15 protein-coding genes are annotated in these 18,449 nt (G+C 45.5%); 9 read left to right on the forward strand and 6 right to left on the reverse strand.

All coding sequences use genetic code 11. The annotated features are described in order from the left end of the window. Nucleotides 1–585: an NADPH-dependent FMN reductase gene (locus tag XZ46_RS27050; RefSeq protein WP_006622438.1), complete on the forward strand. Its 585-nt coding sequence runs from the start codon at nt 1–3 to the stop codon at nt 583–585. Between the two features lie 83 nt (nt 586–668). On the opposite strand, the gene XZ46_RS27055 is transcribed toward XZ46_RS27050, so the two are convergent. Further along, nucleotides 669–1,376 (reverse strand): methyltransferase domain-containing protein, encoded by a 708-nt coding sequence (locus XZ46_RS27055; RefSeq protein WP_008056386.1) that lies wholly within the window; start codon nt 1,374–1,376, stop codon nt 669–671. A gap of 103 nt (nt 1,377–1,479) precedes the next feature. Between XZ46_RS27055 and XZ46_RS31175 the strand changes: the two genes are divergently transcribed. The 4 genes from XZ46_RS31175 to radC all read left to right on the forward strand — a co-directional run bounded on the left by XZ46_RS31175 (nt 1,480) and on the right by radC (nt 7,782). After that, nucleotides 1,480–3,066 carry a sulfotransferase domain-containing protein gene (locus XZ46_RS31175; RefSeq protein WP_008056385.1) on the forward strand — a complete coding sequence of 529 codons (1,587 nt, stop codon included), beginning with the start codon at nt 1,480–1,482 and terminating at the stop codon, nt 3,064–3,066. 18 nt (nt 3,067–3,084) lie between these two features. Continuing rightward, entirely contained in the window at nt 3,085–4,347 is a 1,263-nt protein-coding gene (locus XZ46_RS27070; protein WP_008056384.1) for a glycosyltransferase family 4 protein, read from the forward strand. A gap of 505 nt (nt 4,348–4,852) precedes the next feature. Next, complete coding sequence (locus tag XZ46_RS37715) at nt 4,853–6,844, forward strand: calcium-binding protein (protein WP_008056383.1); 1,992 nt, start codon at nt 4,853–4,855, stop codon at nt 6,842–6,844. A 206-nt stretch (nt 6,845–7,050) separates the two neighbouring features. Continuing rightward, on the forward strand, nt 7,051–7,782 hold the full coding sequence (gene radC, locus XZ46_RS27080; RefSeq protein WP_006622432.1) for a RadC family protein: 732 nt from the start codon (nt 7,051–7,053) through the stop codon (nt 7,780–7,782). Nucleotides 7,783–7,786: 4 nt separating this feature from the next. Here radC and treY read toward each other — a convergent pair whose 3' ends face one another. Genes treY through XZ46_RS27095 form a run of 3 tightly spaced genes read right to left on the reverse strand, consistent with a single transcriptional unit; the run spans nt 7,787 to nt 13,530 of the window. After that, entirely contained in the window at nt 7,787–10,597 is a 2,811-nt protein-coding gene (treY, locus tag XZ46_RS27085) for a malto-oligosyltrehalose synthase (RefSeq protein WP_008056382.1), read from the reverse strand. A 40-nt stretch (nt 10,598–10,637) separates the two neighbouring features. Beyond that, on the reverse strand, nt 10,638–12,458 hold the full coding sequence (gene treZ, locus XZ46_RS27090) for a malto-oligosyltrehalose trehalohydrolase (protein WP_006670048.1): 1,821 nt from the start codon (nt 12,456–12,458) through the stop codon (nt 10,638–10,640). A 22-nt stretch (nt 12,459–12,480) separates the two neighbouring features. After that, nucleotides 12,481–13,530 carry a DMT family transporter gene (locus tag XZ46_RS27095; RefSeq protein ID WP_008056381.1) on the reverse strand — a complete coding sequence of 350 codons (1,050 nt, stop codon included), beginning with the start codon at nt 13,528–13,530 and terminating at the stop codon, nt 12,481–12,483. A 361-nt stretch (nt 13,531–13,891) separates the two neighbouring features. On the opposite strand from XZ46_RS27095, the gene sppA reads away from it, so the two are divergent. Together sppA and aroH are read left to right on the forward strand one after the other, a co-directional pair. Then, entirely contained in the window at nt 13,892–14,713 is an 822-nt protein-coding gene (sppA, locus tag XZ46_RS27100; protein ID WP_008056380.1) for a signal peptide peptidase SppA, read from the forward strand. 92 nt (nt 14,714–14,805) lie between these two features. Further along, nucleotides 14,806–15,192, forward strand: a complete 387-nt coding sequence (gene aroH / locus XZ46_RS27105) for a chorismate mutase (RefSeq protein ID WP_006670050.1) — start codon at nt 14,806–14,808, stop codon at nt 15,190–15,192. Between the two features lie 92 nt (nt 15,193–15,284). On the opposite strand, the gene rsmG is transcribed toward aroH, so the two are convergent. Continuing rightward, nucleotides 15,285–16,040, reverse strand: a complete 756-nt coding sequence (gene rsmG, locus XZ46_RS27110; RefSeq protein WP_008056378.1) for a 16S rRNA (guanine(527)-N(7))-methyltransferase RsmG — start codon at nt 16,038–16,040, stop codon at nt 15,285–15,287. A gap of 5 nt (nt 16,041–16,045) precedes the next feature. Continuing rightward, a complete protein-coding gene (locus XZ46_RS27115) occupies nt 16,046–16,714 on the reverse strand; it encodes an ABC transporter ATP-binding protein (protein ID WP_008056377.1) in 669 nt (222 codons plus the stop codon). 138 nt (nt 16,715–16,852) lie between these two features. Between XZ46_RS27115 and XZ46_RS27120 the strand changes: the two genes are divergently transcribed. Next, nucleotides 16,853–17,851, forward strand: a complete 999-nt coding sequence (locus XZ46_RS27120) for a Sll0314/Alr1548 family TPR repeat-containing protein (RefSeq protein WP_048895330.1) — start codon at nt 16,853–16,855, stop codon at nt 17,849–17,851. Nucleotides 17,852–17,985: 134 nt separating this feature from the next. Beyond that, nucleotides 17,986–18,444, forward strand: a complete 459-nt coding sequence (locus tag XZ46_RS27125; RefSeq protein ID WP_174447170.1) for a DUF3531 family protein — start codon at nt 17,986–17,988, stop codon at nt 18,442–18,444. Nucleotides 18,445–18,449 lie beyond the last annotated feature (5 nt).

An 18,449-nucleotide genomic window follows, 5' to 3' on the forward strand; every position in this document is an offset into this window, starting at 1 on the left:
ATGGAAACAACACCCAAAATTTTGGCATTTGCTGGCAGTAAACGCGAGGCTTCTTTGCATAAAAAACTGGTCAAAATTGCTGCCGAAGGAGCCAGACAAGCCGGGGCGGAAGTTACTTTTATCGACTTCCAAGATTTGCCGATGCCCCTGTTTGACCAAGACTTGCAAGACCGGGAAGGATTACCGGAAACGGTGCTGCAATTTAAGCAATTATTAAAAACCCATCACGGCTTTTTAATTGCCTCTCCCGAATACAACAGTTCAATTACTCCTTTACTGAAAAATGCGATTGATTGGGCTTCCCGTTCAGAACCGGGAGAACCCCCTTTAGCCTTAACCTGTTTTCGCGGAAAAGTAGCTGCTTTAATGGCAACTTCTCCGGGTGGTTTAGGAGGTTTAAGGGGCTTGTTTCATGTGCGGTCTATTTTAGAAAGTATTGGTGTCTTAGTAATTCCCGAACAGAAGACTTTACCCAATGGCTATCAGATTTTTGACACCGATGGCAATCTGAAAGATGAACAACAACAGCAAGATGTGTTAAAATTAGGAGAGAGCCTTACTTCCCTACTTAAAAAATTGCTGTAAATATCCCCTTGAAATGGGGGTGCGTCAGAGATGATTTCCGCCTGACTTTCTGCTTCAGGTCTGACGCTACCCCGAAGGGATGCCTATCTGGATTTAGTCAAAATGGTAATAAACTCAGATGAGTTTTGAAATAAGCGCTGAACCTCTAAGGGAAAATTAAGGTGGTTTTTCAGGGAAACCAAGAAATCCAAAAAGTTCCGAGACTCCCACACATGGAAATGAATGCTATAATCGCGTTTAATTAACTTTTTGACAATATCCTGAACCTGAGATTTATCAGTTTCTTTAAGCACTAATTCCGCCCATTCTTGATAGTGACTGACCTTAGAATTTTCGGGGCCTTCCTGATAATCTTTCAACAGATGTTCAAAGGAAGTAATAGGCCGATCGCTATCAAAAGAGTAGCGTTTGTCGGGAACCGCCAGATAGAGAATCCCGCCTTTTTTGAGAACCCGGAGTAGATTTTCAATGGTGGTAATCGGGTCTTGACAATGTTCAATAAAATGATTAGCAATGACAAAATCCTGGCTGGCTTCCTCAACAGTTTGGAGATGTTCTCCATTGTCAATAATATCAACCTCAACTAGAGGTTCATCAGCCAACTCAGGATAATGCCGTCTGAGGTCTGCTACCGAGAGGCGATCGACATATTTAATTCTGGCAGTTTCTGGTAAAGCTAGAGGGTGATTAAGCGCCCCCACTTCAATGCCATCTCCATGGAGATACTGATTAGCAAAAAATCTACGATACTGATACAGTAAGGGTTCCGCCTCTATAGTTTCCGTTGACATGGTTTCAATCGCCAAAATACTGTCGGGGACGTGGTGATTGTAGCTGAATTTAGTGTACGATCGCTAGAGAAATTGGCCATTGAGGAAATAGTAAATAGTGGTAATGGAAACCGGAGGGAGTCCTTGGTCTTTGACCCCAGATGAAACTAAAGCGATCGCACCGCCGCCGCATTTTATAATTATCGGAACCCAGAAAGGCGGGACAAATTCTCTGTATCAGTATCTCTGTCAACATCCGCAAATTATCCCCGCAGCCAGCAAAGAAATTCACTATTTCACCCTCAACTACCATCAACCACCCCAGTGGTATCAATCCCAATTTCCCCGCCTACCTCACCCCCAGCAACTAACTGGGGAAGGGTCGCCCTATTATTTATATCATCCCGCAGTTCCCCAGAGACTGCACCAGTATTCTCCCCAGGTGAAACTAATTGTGCTACTGAGGAACCCGGTAGACCGGGCCATTTCTCACTATTACTGGGAAGTGAAGCTAGGCTGTGAACCCCTATCCTTAGAAAAAGCGATCGCAGCGGAAGCCGGGCGGCTGGAAGGGGAACAAGAAAAACTCAGCGCCAACGGAACCTATTACAGTTTCAACCATCAACACTATAGTTACCTTGACCGAGGTATCTATGTCCAACAATTACAAAGATGGATGGCCATATTTCCCAGATCCCAATTTCTGATTATCCGCAGTGAAGATCTATACACCCACCCCGACACCGTAGTTAACCAAGTATTTAACTTCCTAGACCTTCCCCCTTATCACCAAGGCAACTACAATCGCTACAATGCTGGGAACTATTCCCCAGTTTCCCCGCAGTTGCGCGAACAATTGGAGGCTTACTTCCAACCCTACAATCTCAAACTACGAGAATTTCTAGGCCAAGATTTAGGTTGGGATAGTCACGAGAAGTTAAACCTGTCAACTTTACCCCCCCAGGAGGTTAAACCCAAAACCGTGAGCGATACCATGAAAATAGACTATGAAGGCGCTTGGGATGACTACGCCCAAACGTGGGTAAGTACCAACCCCGACTTTAATCATATCGGTGATGAGTGGATTGGTAAAGCAGCAGGAGCGGCCCAATCACGGGCTGAGTATGAGCAAATTATAGAAAATACATTTATCGCCCCGTATATCCAGAAACAGCATAGAGTGCTAGAAATTGGCATTGGCGGCGGTAAAACAGCAGCCCTACTGCTGAAATATTGCGATCGCCTTACCTGTGCGGATATCTCCCATGAAATGTTAAAAGCTACCCGCGATCGCCTGGGAGAAGACAGAGTAAACTATGTAAAACTAGATGGCATTACCCTAGACCGCATTCCGCCAGCCTCCCTGGATGTATGTTTCTGTTATGACACCATGGTTCACATCGAACCCCGTGATATTTTTAACTATCTAACCCGCATTCCACCCCTACTAAAAGGCGATCGCCTGTGTATATTCCACCACACCAACACCCTCAGTGACCTCGGTTGGCAGAAATTCCTAGTAGATTGGGATCAGAACCTGCTGGGACGTAGACAAGGAACCGCCTTTTCCATAATGACCGACAACCTGATGGCTAAATTTCTCAGCCATATCGGCTACGAAATCTTACACAAAGACACCACCACCGTACCCCGTGACTGCGTTTGGATCTGTCGCGCCCCCGTTTCCCCCACAGTCAGTATCACTTCATAGCCCAACTATTCCTTGATTATGCGAGCATTATTCCTACATCCCAACTTTCCCGCCCAATATCGACATATTATCACCGCCCTGGGTGCAGACCCCAATAATCAAATCATTTTCGGTACCAAATACGAACGCCCAGAATGGAAAATTCCCGGAGTTACTAAAGCCCTATTCAGCCCCAACCGGGACAGCGCCCCCGAAACTCACCAATATTTGCGGGGAATAGAAAGTGCTGTAATATATGGTCAAGCCGTCTATCGGATGGCTGAGAAACTCAAATCCATGGGTTTTGTTCCCGATATCGTCTGCGGTCACTCCGGTTGGGGTCCCACCCTCTTCATCAAAGAGGCTTTTCCCGATACCCCTTTACTGTGTTATTTCGAGTGGTTTTATAAGGCTAAAGGTTCCGATGCCGACTTTGACCCCGCCGACCCCCTCACCGTTGATGATATGGCTAGGATTAGAGTCAAAAATTGCCCGATTTTAATTGACCTATACTCCTGTGATTGGGGGATTTCACCCACCTATTGGCAGCGATCGCAATTTCCCTCGGAACTCCAATCGAAAATCTCCGTCATTCATGACGGCGTAGACACCACCTACTTTAAACCCGACCCCAGCGCTAAATTGGTACTACCTAATTTAGACTTGAGTCAAGTTGATGAGATAGTCACCTATGTAGCGCGTGGTATGGAACCTTATAGGGGTTTTCCAGAATTTATCGAAGCCGTGGCGTACATACAGGAAAGACGACCAAACTGCCATGTGGTAGTTGTCGGATCCGAGAGAGTTTGCTACGGTAAATCCTTACCCAATGGCATGAGTTACAAAGACAAAATGCTGGCTCAGATCCCCCTGGATCTATCTAGGATTCACTTTGTCGGTCCCTTGCCCTATGGCCAATACCTGAAAGTGATTCAAGCCTCTGCAGTCCATGTATACTTAACTCGACCCTTTGTATTGTCTTGGTCTATGATAGAAAGCCTTTCCACCGGTTGTCTAGTCATTGGTTCCGACACCCCCCCTATTCGGGAGGTGATTCAAGATGGCTACAACGGCTTACTGGTCGATTTCTTTTCCCCCAAACAAATCGCCGACCGGGTTGATGAGGTATTAGACCACCCCAACCGTATGGCAGATTTGCGAGTCCGAGCCAGGGAAACAGTCCTAGAGCGTTATGATCTGTCCAAATTGTTGTCAAAACAACTGCAACTGATCGAACAAGTCGCTCAAAAATCCCAGCCCACCTCTGGGGAACAGATTTCCTCCCAGCCAGTCATTGCATAGGCGATCGAGGTTTCCCTAACCCGAAACTTTGACCCCAGATTATCTAATTTTGCTACAGCAAAGTTAGTGGTCAGAAATAACATATAATTCCCATCAAATAGACCTTTGACTAGACGAAAAAAGGAGGAGTTCCCGGGCATAAAATCATATCTGAGCGAAATCTTATCAGCGTGCTTATAAGACCCTTTTGGGCTGAAACTGGCTGAAATAAGGAGTGGGCAGGAACATAGTAGGGATATATTTCGTCCCAACAGCAAGAGTACCCAAGATAATCTTTAAGAGTAATGATTACCAGACATTTCTGGAGAAATTGCCCCAAGAACCAATCATAATACACCCAAGCAATCCTAACCACACTACAGACATTGTAGACAGAACAGTGGGGAAGGGACTAGACTTGCTGACGGTAAAAAGGTTAAACTACTGCGGAACAATCTCTGGTGTTTCAGGCAGTGTCTGTAGTCCCAACGGATCAAAAAACATCATTGCGGAGGAGTGAAACAAAATGACATCTGGAAGAGGTCCAACCTTTTTAACTAGCGGACCTGATCAATATAATCAGGACGCACCTTTTGCCCCTAGACCAGACACAATCCTGGGTCTTGGAGGAAACGACACCATTTTCACCTCAACCCTGGGAGGTAGTCTGGTTTATGGAGATAGCCTAGTTGGCAGTGACCTTAGTGGAAATGATGTCCTGGTAGCTCGTGGCCCCGGTGACACCCTATTTGGTGGCCCTGGTAATGACTCTCTGTTAGGTCGTGCTGCTGGGGTGGCTTTAGTGGGTGGAGACGGTCGCGATACCATCGTCGCTGAACAACCAGCAACTCTTTATGGAGGAGCCGGAAGAGACTTGCTAGTTGCAGTCTCTGGCGGCAACCTCATGTTTGGGAATCAGGATGAAGACACCATATTAGGTGGTTTACAGGGTAATGACACCATCTACGGGGGTCAAGGAGATGACCTAATCGGTTTCTACAGCGCCTCTGGTCAGAGCAATGTTGGTCTAGTGGTTCCCCCAGCCGTTGGTGGTGCTAACCAAGGTAACAACTGGGTTAACGGCAACAAGGGCAATGACACGATTGTTGGGATCAACACCGGAGATAGTCTCTATGGTGGTCAAGATAATGACTCAATTGTCGGAGTTGGCAGCCTATCCTACCTTTCTGGGGATGAAGGTAACGACACCCTAAGAATTCAAAACCCCACAGGGTCTATTAGCCCCTTTGATCCTCAGACTGCCTTGGTTGGTATCACCCAAGTAACCATGATGGGTGGTGCTGGTAATGATTCAATTATAGGTCCCATCGGCAGATTCGGAGAAGGCCAGAACTTCCTAGATGGTGGTGCTGGTAACGATACGATTATGAGTTTTGCCGCTGAGGATACCCTATTGGGCGGCGAGGGAGATGACTTCCTATCCACTAACACTTCAGCGCAACTAACCACCCAGGGTATTAATAGTTCCCTATCAGGTTTTGCGGGAGGTAGCGTCCTAGATGGTGGTCCTGGTAACGATACCTTAGTATCTATATTTGCGAGTGACTCCCTATTTGGTGGTGAAGGCAATGATAGCCTGCTGGGGCGACGCTTCAGTATCATGGACGGTGGCGATGGCAACAACACCCTGAACGGTGGCGAGTGGTTGCGTACCGGTACTACTCCCCTAGAGGTTAGCCTGTTTGGTGGTGCTGGTAATGACTTAATTATCGGCGCACAAGGTACTATCACTAACGTTATCGCTGGTGGCGCTGGTGACGATACCATTGTATTGGGAACCACCAATGACATCCTGTTATCTGATACTGCCAATACGCTGGGTAATGACAGTATCACTGCAGCTAATCTTCAATTCTTTAGCGAAGGTAATGAGGGCGTAAGCATTACCAACCTTGAGGGTAACAATACCGTTGAGGGTAGTGAGCGCAATGACCTGATTAGAACCGGATCAGGTAATGACCTGCTGTTAGGTGGCGCTGGCGATGATACTCTCCTCGGTGGCGGTGGTAATGACTTCCTCTTCGGTGGTAGCGGTAATGATTTACTCGATGGTGGACCTGGAGATGATACCCTCGAAGGTGGCTTCGGTGTTAACACCTTAGTTGGTGGTGAGGGTAACAACCAGTTCTTCTATCGCTTCAGTGAAGCGGTTAAAACCACTGGTGCGGACTTTATTACGGACTTTAATCAGGGTGGTAATGACCGACTGGTGTTTGTCAGAGACGCTAGTGTTGGTGGCTTTGGCTTTGCTCTGGTTCCGGGAATCAGCAACAGTGAACTTGGACCGAACCAGTTTATTTACTTGCCAACTGGACTTTATCGCGATGCGGATGCGAGCATTAATACTCCAGTGCTAATTTATGAACAAGCATCTGGTGTGCTGAAGTACGATGAAAACGGCAGTCTGGACGAAGGAGTATTTCCTGTTGCTCAGTTCGGTCAACTGCCGGATGGAACCTTCCCGCGTATTAGCGCCAGTGACATTCTGATTATTTAGTGACATAGGGGTTGAGGAGCGATAGGCGATTGGGGGTGGCGTAAGCTACCAAAAACCAAAAGCGATCGCTTCTATCCCTGAAAAAGGCAAGACCTAAATCAATTCCCCCTATTCGGGGGAATTTTATTTTTATTTCGGAATTAACTGGTCATTTGTGGGCTACAATCGGGGAATGCTTCATCTAACTTACGAGTGTAAATTATGGCATGACCTACAGCCTCAGAGTTGCGGATATCCCTACGAGTGAGAGACCCCGTGAAAGATTAATGGCTTTGGGACCCCAAAGCCTCTCTACGGCAGAATTAATAGCGATTTTGCTGGGAACAGGTCAGGGAAAAGGGAAACTCTCGTCGGTTGGTCTGGGACAATACATATTAAAGGAACTCAGCCAGTATCAGAAAGATCCCCTCTCCGTGATGCCAAATATCAGCGTCGCGGAACTTACTAAAATTGACGGAGTAGGTCCGGCTAAGGCTACCACTATCCTAGCTGCGATCGAATTGGGAAAGCGAGTCTTTCTATCTAAACCCCCGGAATTGACGGTCATTGACAGTCCCCTGGTGGCTGCTAATGCTCTCAGCCATAATTTGATGTGGCAGACACAAGAAAGATTTGCTATCTTGTTAATGGATGTGAAAAACCGCCTATTGGGAACTAAGCTGTTGACGATAGGAACGGCTACAGAAACCCTGGCTCATCCCCGTGACATTTTCCGGGAGGTACTCAAACACAATGCCACCCGTCTGATTATTGCTCATAATCACCCTTCAGGAAATGTTGAACCTAGTTATCAAGATCTTGAGTTGACCCGCCTACTTCTGGAAGGGGGTCAATTATTGTCTTTACCTATCCTCGACCACCTGATTTTGGGGAATGGTAATTATGGGAGTATTCGCCAAAAGACAAAGTTATGGGAAGAATACCCCCAAGGAGACTAGGGAATTATTTGTCGGAAATGGGGACTGATTCATTAATCAGTAAACCGACGGGGAAATACTGGAGAATTTGACTTACGAGAATGTTGGGACTGGCGGCTATGTCATGATTGACGATCGCTTCATGCCAATTAGACCCACTACCTTCTGGAACAATTATAGCGGTATCTCCCCAAATATCACCTAGGGGAAATTGAGGGGGTTCTATAACATCGGTCAAAAACCTCGGTACAATGGCGATCGCTGTCTGTTTACCATGACTGCGCGCTAAAGCTATAATGCGATCGCTATATTTACCAGTTACCGCTACAGGTTGATAGTCTCCCTGTTGGAATACCTCGAGATATTCCTGTCTGGCTTGTAAAACCCGCGCAATTAAAAACAACTTTAAACGACCATCTTCCCAAGTCGCCATTAAATCATCAATTAAATTCTCCATTCCGGTGCGCGATCGTCGCTTAATTTCCTGGAGATAGGACAGGCGACCATCAAAATCGACCGGACGACGGTTATCTGGATCAACTAAACTTAAATCCCATAATTCTGTCCCCTGATAAATATCGGGTAGTCCAGGACTGATTAACTTGAGTAGAGTCTGAGACAGGGAATTAAACACCCCATAAAAAGCGACTTTTTCTTGGAAGGGTCGGAACTCCTGCCAAAATTTATTATCCTCCGAGAAATCCAGGATTTGCTCGACAAAATTCACAAAGCCATTTTCATAATCAGTATCTGGTCGTAACCAAGCCGTATGTACTTTAGCTTCCCGGACTGCTTTAACCACATAATCTTTAATCCGTTGGATATACTCAGGATATTCTTCTTCTAGGAAGGGGAAAGAACCGACCAAAGTCTGATAGAGGAAATATTCATCATTGCGATCGGGAATTATCTTGCTATCAATTTTGGTTTTATGAACAAGGTTCAACTGTGACCAAACCTTCACCCTTTCTTCCCACTGATCAGGTATTTCTGAAATCACATTTAAACGCGATCGGACATCTTCCCCTCGCTTGGTGTCATGGGTAGCCGTCGCATTCATGGCATGGGGCCAACTGTCCAGACGTTGCTGATTAAACTGGTGGAATTCTTCCAGAGAAATACCGAAATGATTAGGCGCACCTCCCACCTCATTTAACGCCAAAAATCGGTAATAAACATAAAACAGAGTATCTTCAATTCCCTTAGCCGTTAACGGACCGGAAAACTGCTGCAATTTCATCACAAAACGCAGCCATAACTGTTGATTTTCCTCACTCAAAAACTCATCATAATCAAGAAACAGGAACTTTTCCATCAAATTAAGCTCATTCAAAAGTTCCGGCAATTTACCCTTAGCTTCCCGAATCGCCTGTTGCACATAGGCGCGGTCATCGTCTCCCACACCTTCCTGATTAATATAAGTCCGATAGACCGGAAACCTGACCAAAAACTCCATAATCGCAGTTTTTAGACCTACTAAAGTGAAATCTCGTCCGTAGCGATAATCACCACAAACCCGCTTGAGTAACTGTGCCAAATTATCAGCATCTCCCGCCAAATTCTTATCAGCAATTAGCCGTTTTTTCGCGACCAATAAATCATTATAATCTCTGGCAAGTCCGGTCATTTGGGCATAGATTTGATTAAACCTTTCCTGATTTTTACTCTGGCAAAATAAGCCATTGACATAATTCAAAAACTCATAACCACTGGTTCCCTGAATCGGCCAGTTAGCGGGTAATTTTTCCTCTAATTCCAGGATTTTTTCAACGACAATATAAATCTCTCCGGTTTTTTCCCGCAGCCAGCGCAGATATTGAACTGGGTTATAAAGTCCATCAATATGGTCAATTCTTAATCCGGTAAATTTACCGGACTTGACAAACTCACCAATTAAATCATGGGTGCGTTGAAAAACCTTATAATCTTCGACCCTAACACAAATCAATTCATTAACGGTAAAAAAGCGGCGATAGTTTAATTCTTCTGCGCCGACCTTCCAAAATGACAGGCGGAAAAATTGATCAGATAACAGGTTATCCAAGAGATTAAAACTCTCCCTTTTCCCGGTATCCCCATTAAAGAAATCAAGATTTTCGTCAATGAATTTCTGAATCTCTGGATTATCTTGATAAATTTCCCACAGCAGTTTTTTGACAAATTCCGCCTGGTCTCGTCGCTGCTGGCTAGAGGTTTCGGAGGGAATATTTTTGAGGATATACAGAACCCCCAACAATTTAATTACATCAGGGTGACGGTTTCCTAGGGTTTGGGAAAGGGTGTTAATTTTATGGCTGATGAGGGTAGCATAGGATTCAATTCTGAGGGGGAATTTGAGATGGTAATAATTGACACTTAACCCGGATTCATTATAGGAAAGTTTCAACTCTCCGTTTTCTAAACAGTTGCCATAAAAGTCTCCCAATAATGGCGCTAGGACTCGTCCTTTGATGTTTTCATAAGCCTGATCCCAATCAATTTCAAAATAATCAAAATATTCGGAATCTGGCCCATGTTCTAACACATCCATCAATAGCTTATTTTCGCTATCATAGGCCATGTGGTTAGGGACGATATCTTGAACCCATCCCATGTCGCGTTTTTGGATTTCTTCGATTAACTCATCAAAGGTTTCTGGGGAACCTAATTCGGGGTTAATTTGGTTGGGGTCAACGACATCATAACCATGGGTACTACCACTTCTGGCTTTAAAAATTGGGGAAGCATAGATATCGGAAATGCCTAATTCTTGCAGGTAAGGGACAATTTTTTGGGCATCTTCAAAATCAAAATTAGGGTTAAATTGGATTCTGTAGGTAGCAACAGGAATACGCATAATTTATGTCGAGGGAAGTAGTAGTTGACTGAATGGATGTTTAACAGTTGTAGAGGATACAACTTTCGGGGTTTAGGGTAATTTCCTGGGAATTGTTAATGGTATCAGGAAGATGAGAACCTGGACCCATCCATATAGAATCAGAGGAATCTAACTTTTTGCGCCAAGTTTGACCAGAATTTTGGAAATGGTAGGTGACTGGTTGTGTATTAAAGTTCAATATACACAGAATTTGAGAGTTATCAGTCCACCGATGGGAAGATATTAGTTTTTGGGATTCGTCGCTGGTGACTTTTTGGCTTTGGCGATCGCCTTTTTTAATAGCGGGAATCTCATGGCGTAGGCTAATCAGTTTTTGATAGAAACCTAAGAGGGTTTTATGGTGTCCCTGGCTGCGTTTTTCCCAATGGAGAATAGATTGCTTAAAGGTCTCAATACTTTGGGCATCTGGGGGTTCTCCGACGGCGTGAAACTCCTCAAATTCCGATTTTCTCCCCTGGCGAACTGCCTCAATTAAATCGGGGTCACTGTGGCTGATAAAATACAGAAATGGGGCGGTTTCTCCGTACTCTTCGCCCATAAATAACATAGGAATATAGGGAGATAACAATACCGTGGCGGCGGCTAATTTTAGGGCTTCCAAGGATGCCAGTTGAGACAACCTTTCTCCTAACATCCGGTTGCCAATTTGGTCATGATTTTGACAGCATACCACAAATTGAGAGGGAGGGCGCGAGCCTGCATAACTACCATGATAGCGATCGCGATTAGGGGAATAATCCCAGGAGTAGACAAAACTCTCGGATAGGGCTTTAGCCAAATCGGCACATTTGCCAAAATCCTTATAATACCCGGTCAAATCTCCGGTAATTAAGGTTCTCAAAGCATGGTGAAAATCATCACTCCATTGGGCATCAATCCCATAACCTCCCAGGTTTTTGGGGTTAATAATTCTCACGTCATTTAAATCACTTTCAGCGATTAGGTAAAACTGGCGACCCTGTGCCTCAGATAGTGCGGCTACCCGGTCGGACATTTCCTCTAAAATATGTTTAGCGCCAAAGTCATAAATAGCATGAATTGCATCTAATCGCAGCGCGTCAATATGATAATCGCGGAACCAATAGAGAACATTCTCTAAGACGAAATTCCGCACCCCCGGACTACCCGCATCATCATAGTTAATGGCACTTCCCCAGGGTGTTTGATATTTAGAAGTAAAATAATGTCCGAAATCACGGGTATAATTCCCCTCCGGTCCGAAGTGGTTATATACCACATCCAAAACCACAGCCATTCCCTGTTTATGACAGGCATTAACGAGAGCTTTTAATCCTTCTGGTCCCCCATAGGAAGTCTGAACACCGTAGGGATAAACGCCATCATAACCCCAGTTCCGACTACCAGGAAACTGGGAAACCGGCATTAATTCAATGGCGGTAATTCCTAACTCTAATAATTCGGGAATGCGGGAAATAACAGCTTGAAAAGTACCCTCTGGGGTAAAAGTGCCAACGTGCAATTCATAGATAATTAAATCAGCCAGCGGGACTCCTGACCAGTTGCTATCTTCCCAATGAAAGCCATGATGATCAACTACCTGAGAGGGTCCGTGTACATCTTCTGGTTGCGACTGAGAGGCGGGGTCAGGTCGAATGGTATCGCCATCAAGTTGATAACGATAGCGAGTCCCTGGTGGTACATCAGAAACGGTCACCCGCCAGTATCCCTGAGAATCCTTAGTCATGGGAACTAGCCGAGGTGATGGTGTCTCGATTTGCAGATTGACAGTTTCTCGAAGGGGGGACCAGACGACAAATTCACAGCGATCGCCTCCTAGATAGTTGGCACCTACTTTCATAGTCTTAGCTCGCAGTTCAGGTTTACAATTTAGGTTCGGACTCCGGGATTTTTACGGGTAGGGATACCTCCATAGGTTGAGTAGTTTCTGAGGGGATAGACTCAGCAGCAGAGTGACCAAATTTGAACTTATCAGCCAAGATATCTCTCTGATTGACCAGATAGATACTGACCAAGGTTAATCCCACCCCCATTGACTGTAAAGGAGTGAGTACCTCTCCCAAAAACAGATTACCAAATAGCAGGGCAAAAATAGGGGTTAGGAAAGTGAGGGAACTGAGGCTAGTTAGGGAACCACTAGAAGCGAAATAAAAGAATAAGCCATAAGCGATCGCACTACCAAAAATAGTCGAATAAGCGATCGCCATCCAACCGCCGCCATCAATATTAACCCATTGGTCAGCTTCCCAGCCACCGGACAACATAAATAGAGGCAAACCGCCAATAATCATGTGCCAACCCGTCCCCACCACCGGGTCACAGTGGCGACACACTCCCCGGACTAAAACCGTCCCCACCGCCATTGACAAAGCGGCCAATAGCATCAACCATTCCCCACTTTCTAATATTGGCGAGGAGGCGACCATTTCTTCTGCTGGTAGTAAGTTAAACCACCCCAAAATCAACTGATCCGGTAAACCGATGGCACTAATACCAATCACCCCAATGACCAACCCTAACCATCCCCAAAAGCGGATGCTTTCATTAAACAGCCACAGACAGAGAATGGCTACCGCGAGAGGTTGGGTGTCAATCATCACCGAACCCAAACCCGCATTAGTTCTCACCAGTCCCTCAGCCAGGAATCCTTGAAATAAAGCGCCATCGACCAAAGCAAATAAGCCAATCCATAACCAGGCTTTCCAGGTTTTAGGTTGAGGTCTTCCTTGGATTAAGCAAAATAACAGAACCAACACTCCCGCCGGAACCAATCTCATCCCCGCCATAAATAGGGGTGTAGTGTGGGGAATTACCCCTTTCATGGCTACCATTGCCGTACCCCACAGGAAAAAGGGCGCGATCAGCAATAATGGTTTTAAGGGTAAATCCGTGTTGGTCTGCTTTGTTAGCATTGGCAAGTTTTCTCCCAGGAATCTTTGAATATGCACTCACCCGATTCGGTGGGGTGAGTTGTGCTATTTATAGCAGTAGACACAACTTGAAGCCTAGATGGTGGCCTTTTGATGTCCGGTGTTCCCGATTCCCTGTCCGCTGCTATATGTAGTTTTGTTAAGTTACTGTTTCTATGATAGGGGTTAACTGCCAAAAAGTCTACTTTAGCTGAGAACATCGGCTAAGACAGCCCCCCGTGGGATTATACTTAAATAAGGTGGCTGTACTCCTCGATATATACGAGGTGTTTAGCTTTAGCCCATTTTAGCTGTTTGCTGGTCTCGGCGATACCCGTCCCATTTGATTAAGCCCCAAAAGTTCATGATTTGGCCATTTAAGTCTCGTTTTCGTAAACAAATTGCTCGCATCGAAATTAGTGGTGCTATTGCTGGTGATACCCGCAAGCGGGTTTTAGAGGCACTGAAAACCGTTGAAGAACGGAAATTTCCCGCGCTACTGCTGAGGATTGATAGTCCTGGCGGCACAGTTGGCGACTCCCAGGAAATTTATAGCGCCCTAAAATCTTTAAGAAAAAAAGTCAAAATTGTTGCCAGTTTTGGCAATATTTCTGCCTCTGGTGGTGTCTATATTGGCATGGGGGCTGAACATATTATGGCTAATCCTGGCACTATTACAGGCAGTATTGGTGTAATTTTGCGGGGAAATAACTTAGAAAGATTGCTGGAAAAAGTTGGGGTTTCTTTTAAGGTAATAAAATCAGGACCTTATAAGGATATTTTGGCTTTTGACCGGGAATTAACGGAACCGGAACAGCAAATCCTTCAAGAATTGATTGATACGAGTTATCAACAGTTTGTCAGCACTGTGGCTGAGTCTCGAAATTTGGAAATTGAGGCGGTGCGATCTTTTGCTGATGGGCGCATTTTTACGGGAGAACAAGCCCTACAGTTGGGGGTGGTCGATCGCTTGGGGAGTGAAGAAGATGCCCGTCGGTGGACAGCGGAAATGGTCAATCTTGACCCGGAGAAAACTGAATGCTGTACCCTGGAAAAGCCGAAATCTTTATTAAATCGGGTTCTCAGTAATAATCTGGCGGCGACTAACAGGATCTCGGATGCCCGAAATTGGGTAGAATTTGAGTTGTCTACCAGTGGTTTACCCCTGTGGCTGTATCGACCTTAAACATTCCCACGCAGGGGGTTAAGCAATCACAGGCGAGGTGGTGTTTGACCACCCGTTAACCTATACTACTAAGCATCATAGGAGGATTTGGCGTGGAGTGGCAAGTTCGAGCGATTCGTGGCGCGACGACAGTTAGGGAAAATTCCATTGACGCAATTCGCGAAGCGGTGACGGAACTACTGGATGAATTGGAAACTCGCAACCAGTTAGATCCAGAACAGATTATCAGTACGACTTTTTCTGTGACTCGCGATTTGGATGCGATTTTTCCGGCGGCGATCGCCAGAGAACGTCCCCACTGGCAAAATGTTCCTCTGTTGGATGTCCAGCAAATGTATGTCAAGGGTAGCCTAGAACGCTGTATTCGCGTACTCGTTCATGTCAATTTCCCCAGCCACAAAACTCAAGTACATCATCCCTATTTACGAGGTGCAAAAAACCTCCGCCCTGACTGGAGTTTAACATCCTTAAATCATTGATCAAATCATGCCCCAGCCGGGGGAAATGGTGGGTCAGTTGTTGCTCACCGGGTTGTCATGGCGATTTCCTGGCTCTGACGCACCCTACCATCCTACGAGTTGGAGGATAGAGACCCTAGGGGTTTTTGGGTGGGAATACCAACAGGACGGGGAAAGCGATCGGGTGTGGGTTTAATTTTCCGTAAATAGACGCAGTGGCGGACACTTTCGGTTACAGGAGTGACAAAGGATTCCACGGAGTCTAGTTTACCGCCCAAGGGAGCGATCGCATTTTGTAGATCCTGCTGTTCTGGGGGGGTCCATTGACCGCGATATAGTACCGCCACGCCGCCAATTTTGAGTAGGGGTAAACTATATTCAGCCGCCACGGTAGCAGCAGCGACAGCGCGTAAGACGACCAGATCATAACTTTGGCGATGGTCGGACTGTTGAGCGATCGCTTCTACCCGTCCCAAATAGGGGATAGCATTTTCCAGACCCAGACGAGGGACGAGAGTTTGTAAAAAAGCAATTTTCTTACCGGTACTATCAAGCAATGTAACTTCGGCTGTGGGAATAGCGATCGCGATCGGAACACCAGGAAAACCCGCGCCAGTACCAATATCAATCACCCGCAAAGGCAATTTATCCCCGGACAACCAGGGTACGACCCCCCGCAAAGAATCCCATAAATGCTTTTCCCAAAACCCCACCGGATCAGTAATGCGGGTTAAATTAAGCCGTTGATTACCCGCCAAAATCTGCTCATAGAGTATATTAAAAATTTCCAGTTGGCGATCGCTAGGTATCCAACCCAGAGTTTCCCAACCTTCCGACTGAATTTCCCCCAAACCCAATTCCTCCAACACTATCGTTACACCACAGCCGGATCAACATTTTTCAGCAAAGTCTGCGGATCAGCAGGTTGCAAATTGCCATGATCAAGTCGCCAACAACAATCTGCAATTTCCAACAGATCCCCCGCATCATGGGTAACAACCAATAAAGTCCAGTGAGATTTTAACTTGTCCAGCAAAGCCACCAACTGCCGCCGCATTGACCAATCTAAACCCGCTGTCGGCTCATCTAACATCAATAAATGAGGTTGTCTGATTAATTGTACCGCTAAGGCTAACCGTCGCTGCTGTCCGCCACTGAGGGAATGGGGAGCCTTTTCTAAGGATAGACTCTCTAACCCCACTTCCCCCAAAGCATTTTGCATCATATCGAGTCTGATTTCTGGGTGTCCCAGTCGCAACTCTTCCAAAATCGAACCACCGCAGAAATGTCGCTCCGGGAACTGAAACACTAAACCCGCGAGTTGTGGTAGTTGTTCAGAAGTTAACTCCTGTTCACGCCAGCGAATATCTCCTTTGGTTTTTTGAGCCAGACCCGCTAAAATTTCTAGTAATGTACTTTTACCAGAACCGCTACTACCCACAATCAAGCCTAACTGTTGCGGAGGCAGTTCTAAATTAATATTATTCAGAATGGGAGCATTGCAGGCGGCCGGATGATAAAGCAAATTTCTGATATACAGCATAGAGAGCAATTCTCAATGTTACTCAAACCCTATCCATCCTGGCACAAACTAGGTGCAGATGATAGCATGACTCGATTCCCCTAGGGGCTGAATTTTGGCAAAACTCCAGCCCATTAGCATTTTCAAGGAAAGATCCCTATGATTAGCTTATCAAATCTTATAAAATCCATTCACTCCAAAACTATCACCCTGTTTGGTATTACCCCTATTGCGATCGCTCTGTTATCTTTAACTGCTACTGCGGCTGACCCCTTCCGCACTAATAATCCTAGGGTTATGGGTGAACAAACCGAAGCCGCCTTTCGGGCTATGTTTGAGCGAGGACACTATGTTGAGGCGCAAAAGTACCTCAAACAGGCTGAACAGCTTGGTACTAACGAACCAATGGTTTTTGCTCTCCAAGCCTCTCTAGCTTATCAGGCTCAAGACTGGGATGCTATGAAACGCTACGCCGACCGAACTCTGCAAACTGCTCAATCTCTTATGGTTTCTGACCCTCTACGGGGAAATCTCTATATGGCGGTGGGTCATTTTTTACAGGGTGCTTATATTGTCCAAACTCAAGGAACTATTAAGGGGGCTCCCCAGGCTTTAAATAAGCTGCAAACTGTGCTACGATTGATGAATGCCGCCGAACAAATTGATCCTCAAGACCCAGAGCTAAATTTGCTCAAGGGATATATGGATTTATTTCTCGGTTTAAATTTGCCTTTTTCTGACCCCATGGCTGCTGTAGAGCGCCTGGAACGTTACGCAGGTCCTCGTTATCTCGCCCTTTGGGGAATTGCGATCGCCTATCGAGATCTTGACCAATTAGACCGGGCTTTAACTGTCGTTAATCAAGCCTTAGAAGAAGTGCCTTTTCATCCAGAATTGTTCTATCTCAAGGCTCAGATTCTCGCCTCTCTCGGTAGGCAGAAAAATAACCCTCAGCTATTGGATGCTGCTTACCAGAGCTTTAGTGTAGCATTATCACAACCTGATCAACTTCCTAAGCTGACTGTCGCTCAGATTTTTTATGAGCAGTGCAAAACACTTAATAATATTGACAGCTTAGACCGCCCTTGTCATCCCCTACGCAATACCATCAGAGATTATAATAGTTTATGGGGACCTACTCAGTTACCGCCTTTATAACAGCCTGATCAACCCCCCCACTAAATCTATCTGCCTTTCCCCATAAGTCGCGGTTATTTTAGGTAATATCATGGCAGACTGGGGGTAAATATGCCTTAATCATGACCAAAAATAGAGAGGTTTCATCTGGTATCATGGATGTAAAGTTTAGAGAGTTTAATCAATTTGATGTCTGGATTTGGTTAAGGTTTAGCACCATTCCTTCCATGATAGAAAGACAGTATATTGAGGAGGTTTTTAATTCCTGGTTTTTGTTGGGAAAATTGGGGGGATTTAATGCAGAAAAATTGCAGGTGCAAGAAGTGGGGGTTGACCTCAATTATATGACTTATGAGAATGACAGAAATCATGATGCTATGATGGCACTCATGCACAATATGGGGGAAGTAGAATATGAGGGATTGTGGGCGCGTTGTTGGTTTGATTTGGGAACCAGTGATGCTTTGGCTTTGGATGTTTTGATTAATTCTTTGGAACAACTCAGCGAAGATTATGTCACGATAGAAGAGTTAATTATTGGGGGACAAAATCAAGATTGGCCGGTCTCAACGAATCGCCATGATCCTGATTTTGCTAACGATGGTATCTCTTGAATGCT

Origin of the sequence: Limnospira indica PCC 8005, assembly GCF_000973065.1 — a bacterium.
Lineage (GTDB): Bacteria > Cyanobacteriota > Cyanobacteriia > Cyanobacteriales > Microcoleaceae > Limnospira > Limnospira fusiformis.

What these genes read in the sequence shown, in the direction of transcription:
- XZ46_RS27050 (WP_006622438.1), top strand. Translation starts at nt 1, where the DNA reads ATGGAAACAACACCCAAAATTTTGGCATTTGCTGGCAGTAAACGCGAG.
- XZ46_RS27055 (WP_008056386.1), bottom strand. Translation starts at nt 1,376, where the DNA reads ATGTCAACGGAAACTATAGAGGCGGAACCCTTACTGTATCAGTATCGT.
- XZ46_RS31175 (WP_008056385.1), top strand. Translation starts at nt 1,480, where the DNA reads ATGGAAACCGGAGGGAGTCCTTGGTCTTTGACCCCAGATGAAACTAAA.
- XZ46_RS27070 (WP_008056384.1), top strand. Translation starts at nt 3,085, where the DNA reads ATGCGAGCATTATTCCTACATCCCAACTTTCCCGCCCAATATCGACAT.
- XZ46_RS37715 (WP_008056383.1), top strand. Translation starts at nt 4,853, where the DNA reads ATGACATCTGGAAGAGGTCCAACCTTTTTAACTAGCGGACCTGATCAA.
- radC (WP_006622432.1), top strand. Translation starts at nt 7,051, where the DNA reads ATGACCTACAGCCTCAGAGTTGCGGATATCCCTACGAGTGAGAGACCC.
- treY (WP_008056382.1), bottom strand. Translation starts at nt 10,597, where the DNA reads ATGCGTATTCCTGTTGCTACCTACAGAATCCAATTTAACCCTAATTTT.
- treZ (WP_006670048.1), bottom strand. Translation starts at nt 12,458, where the DNA reads ATGAAAGTAGGTGCCAACTATCTAGGAGGCGATCGCTGTGAATTTGTC.
- XZ46_RS27095 (WP_008056381.1), bottom strand. Translation starts at nt 13,530, where the DNA reads ATGCTAACAAAGCAGACCAACACGGATTTACCCTTAAAACCATTATTG.
- sppA (WP_008056380.1), top strand. Translation starts at nt 13,892, where the DNA reads ATGATTTGGCCATTTAAGTCTCGTTTTCGTAAACAAATTGCTCGCATC.
- XZ46_RS27115 (WP_008056377.1), bottom strand. Translation starts at nt 16,714, where the DNA reads ATGCTGTATATCAGAAATTTGCTTTATCATCCGGCCGCCTGCAATGCT.
- XZ46_RS27120 (WP_048895330.1), top strand. Translation starts at nt 16,853, where the DNA reads ATGATTAGCTTATCAAATCTTATAAAATCCATTCACTCCAAAACTATC.
- XZ46_RS27125 (WP_174447170.1), top strand. Translation starts at nt 17,986, where the DNA reads ATGGATGTAAAGTTTAGAGAGTTTAATCAATTTGATGTCTGGATTTGG.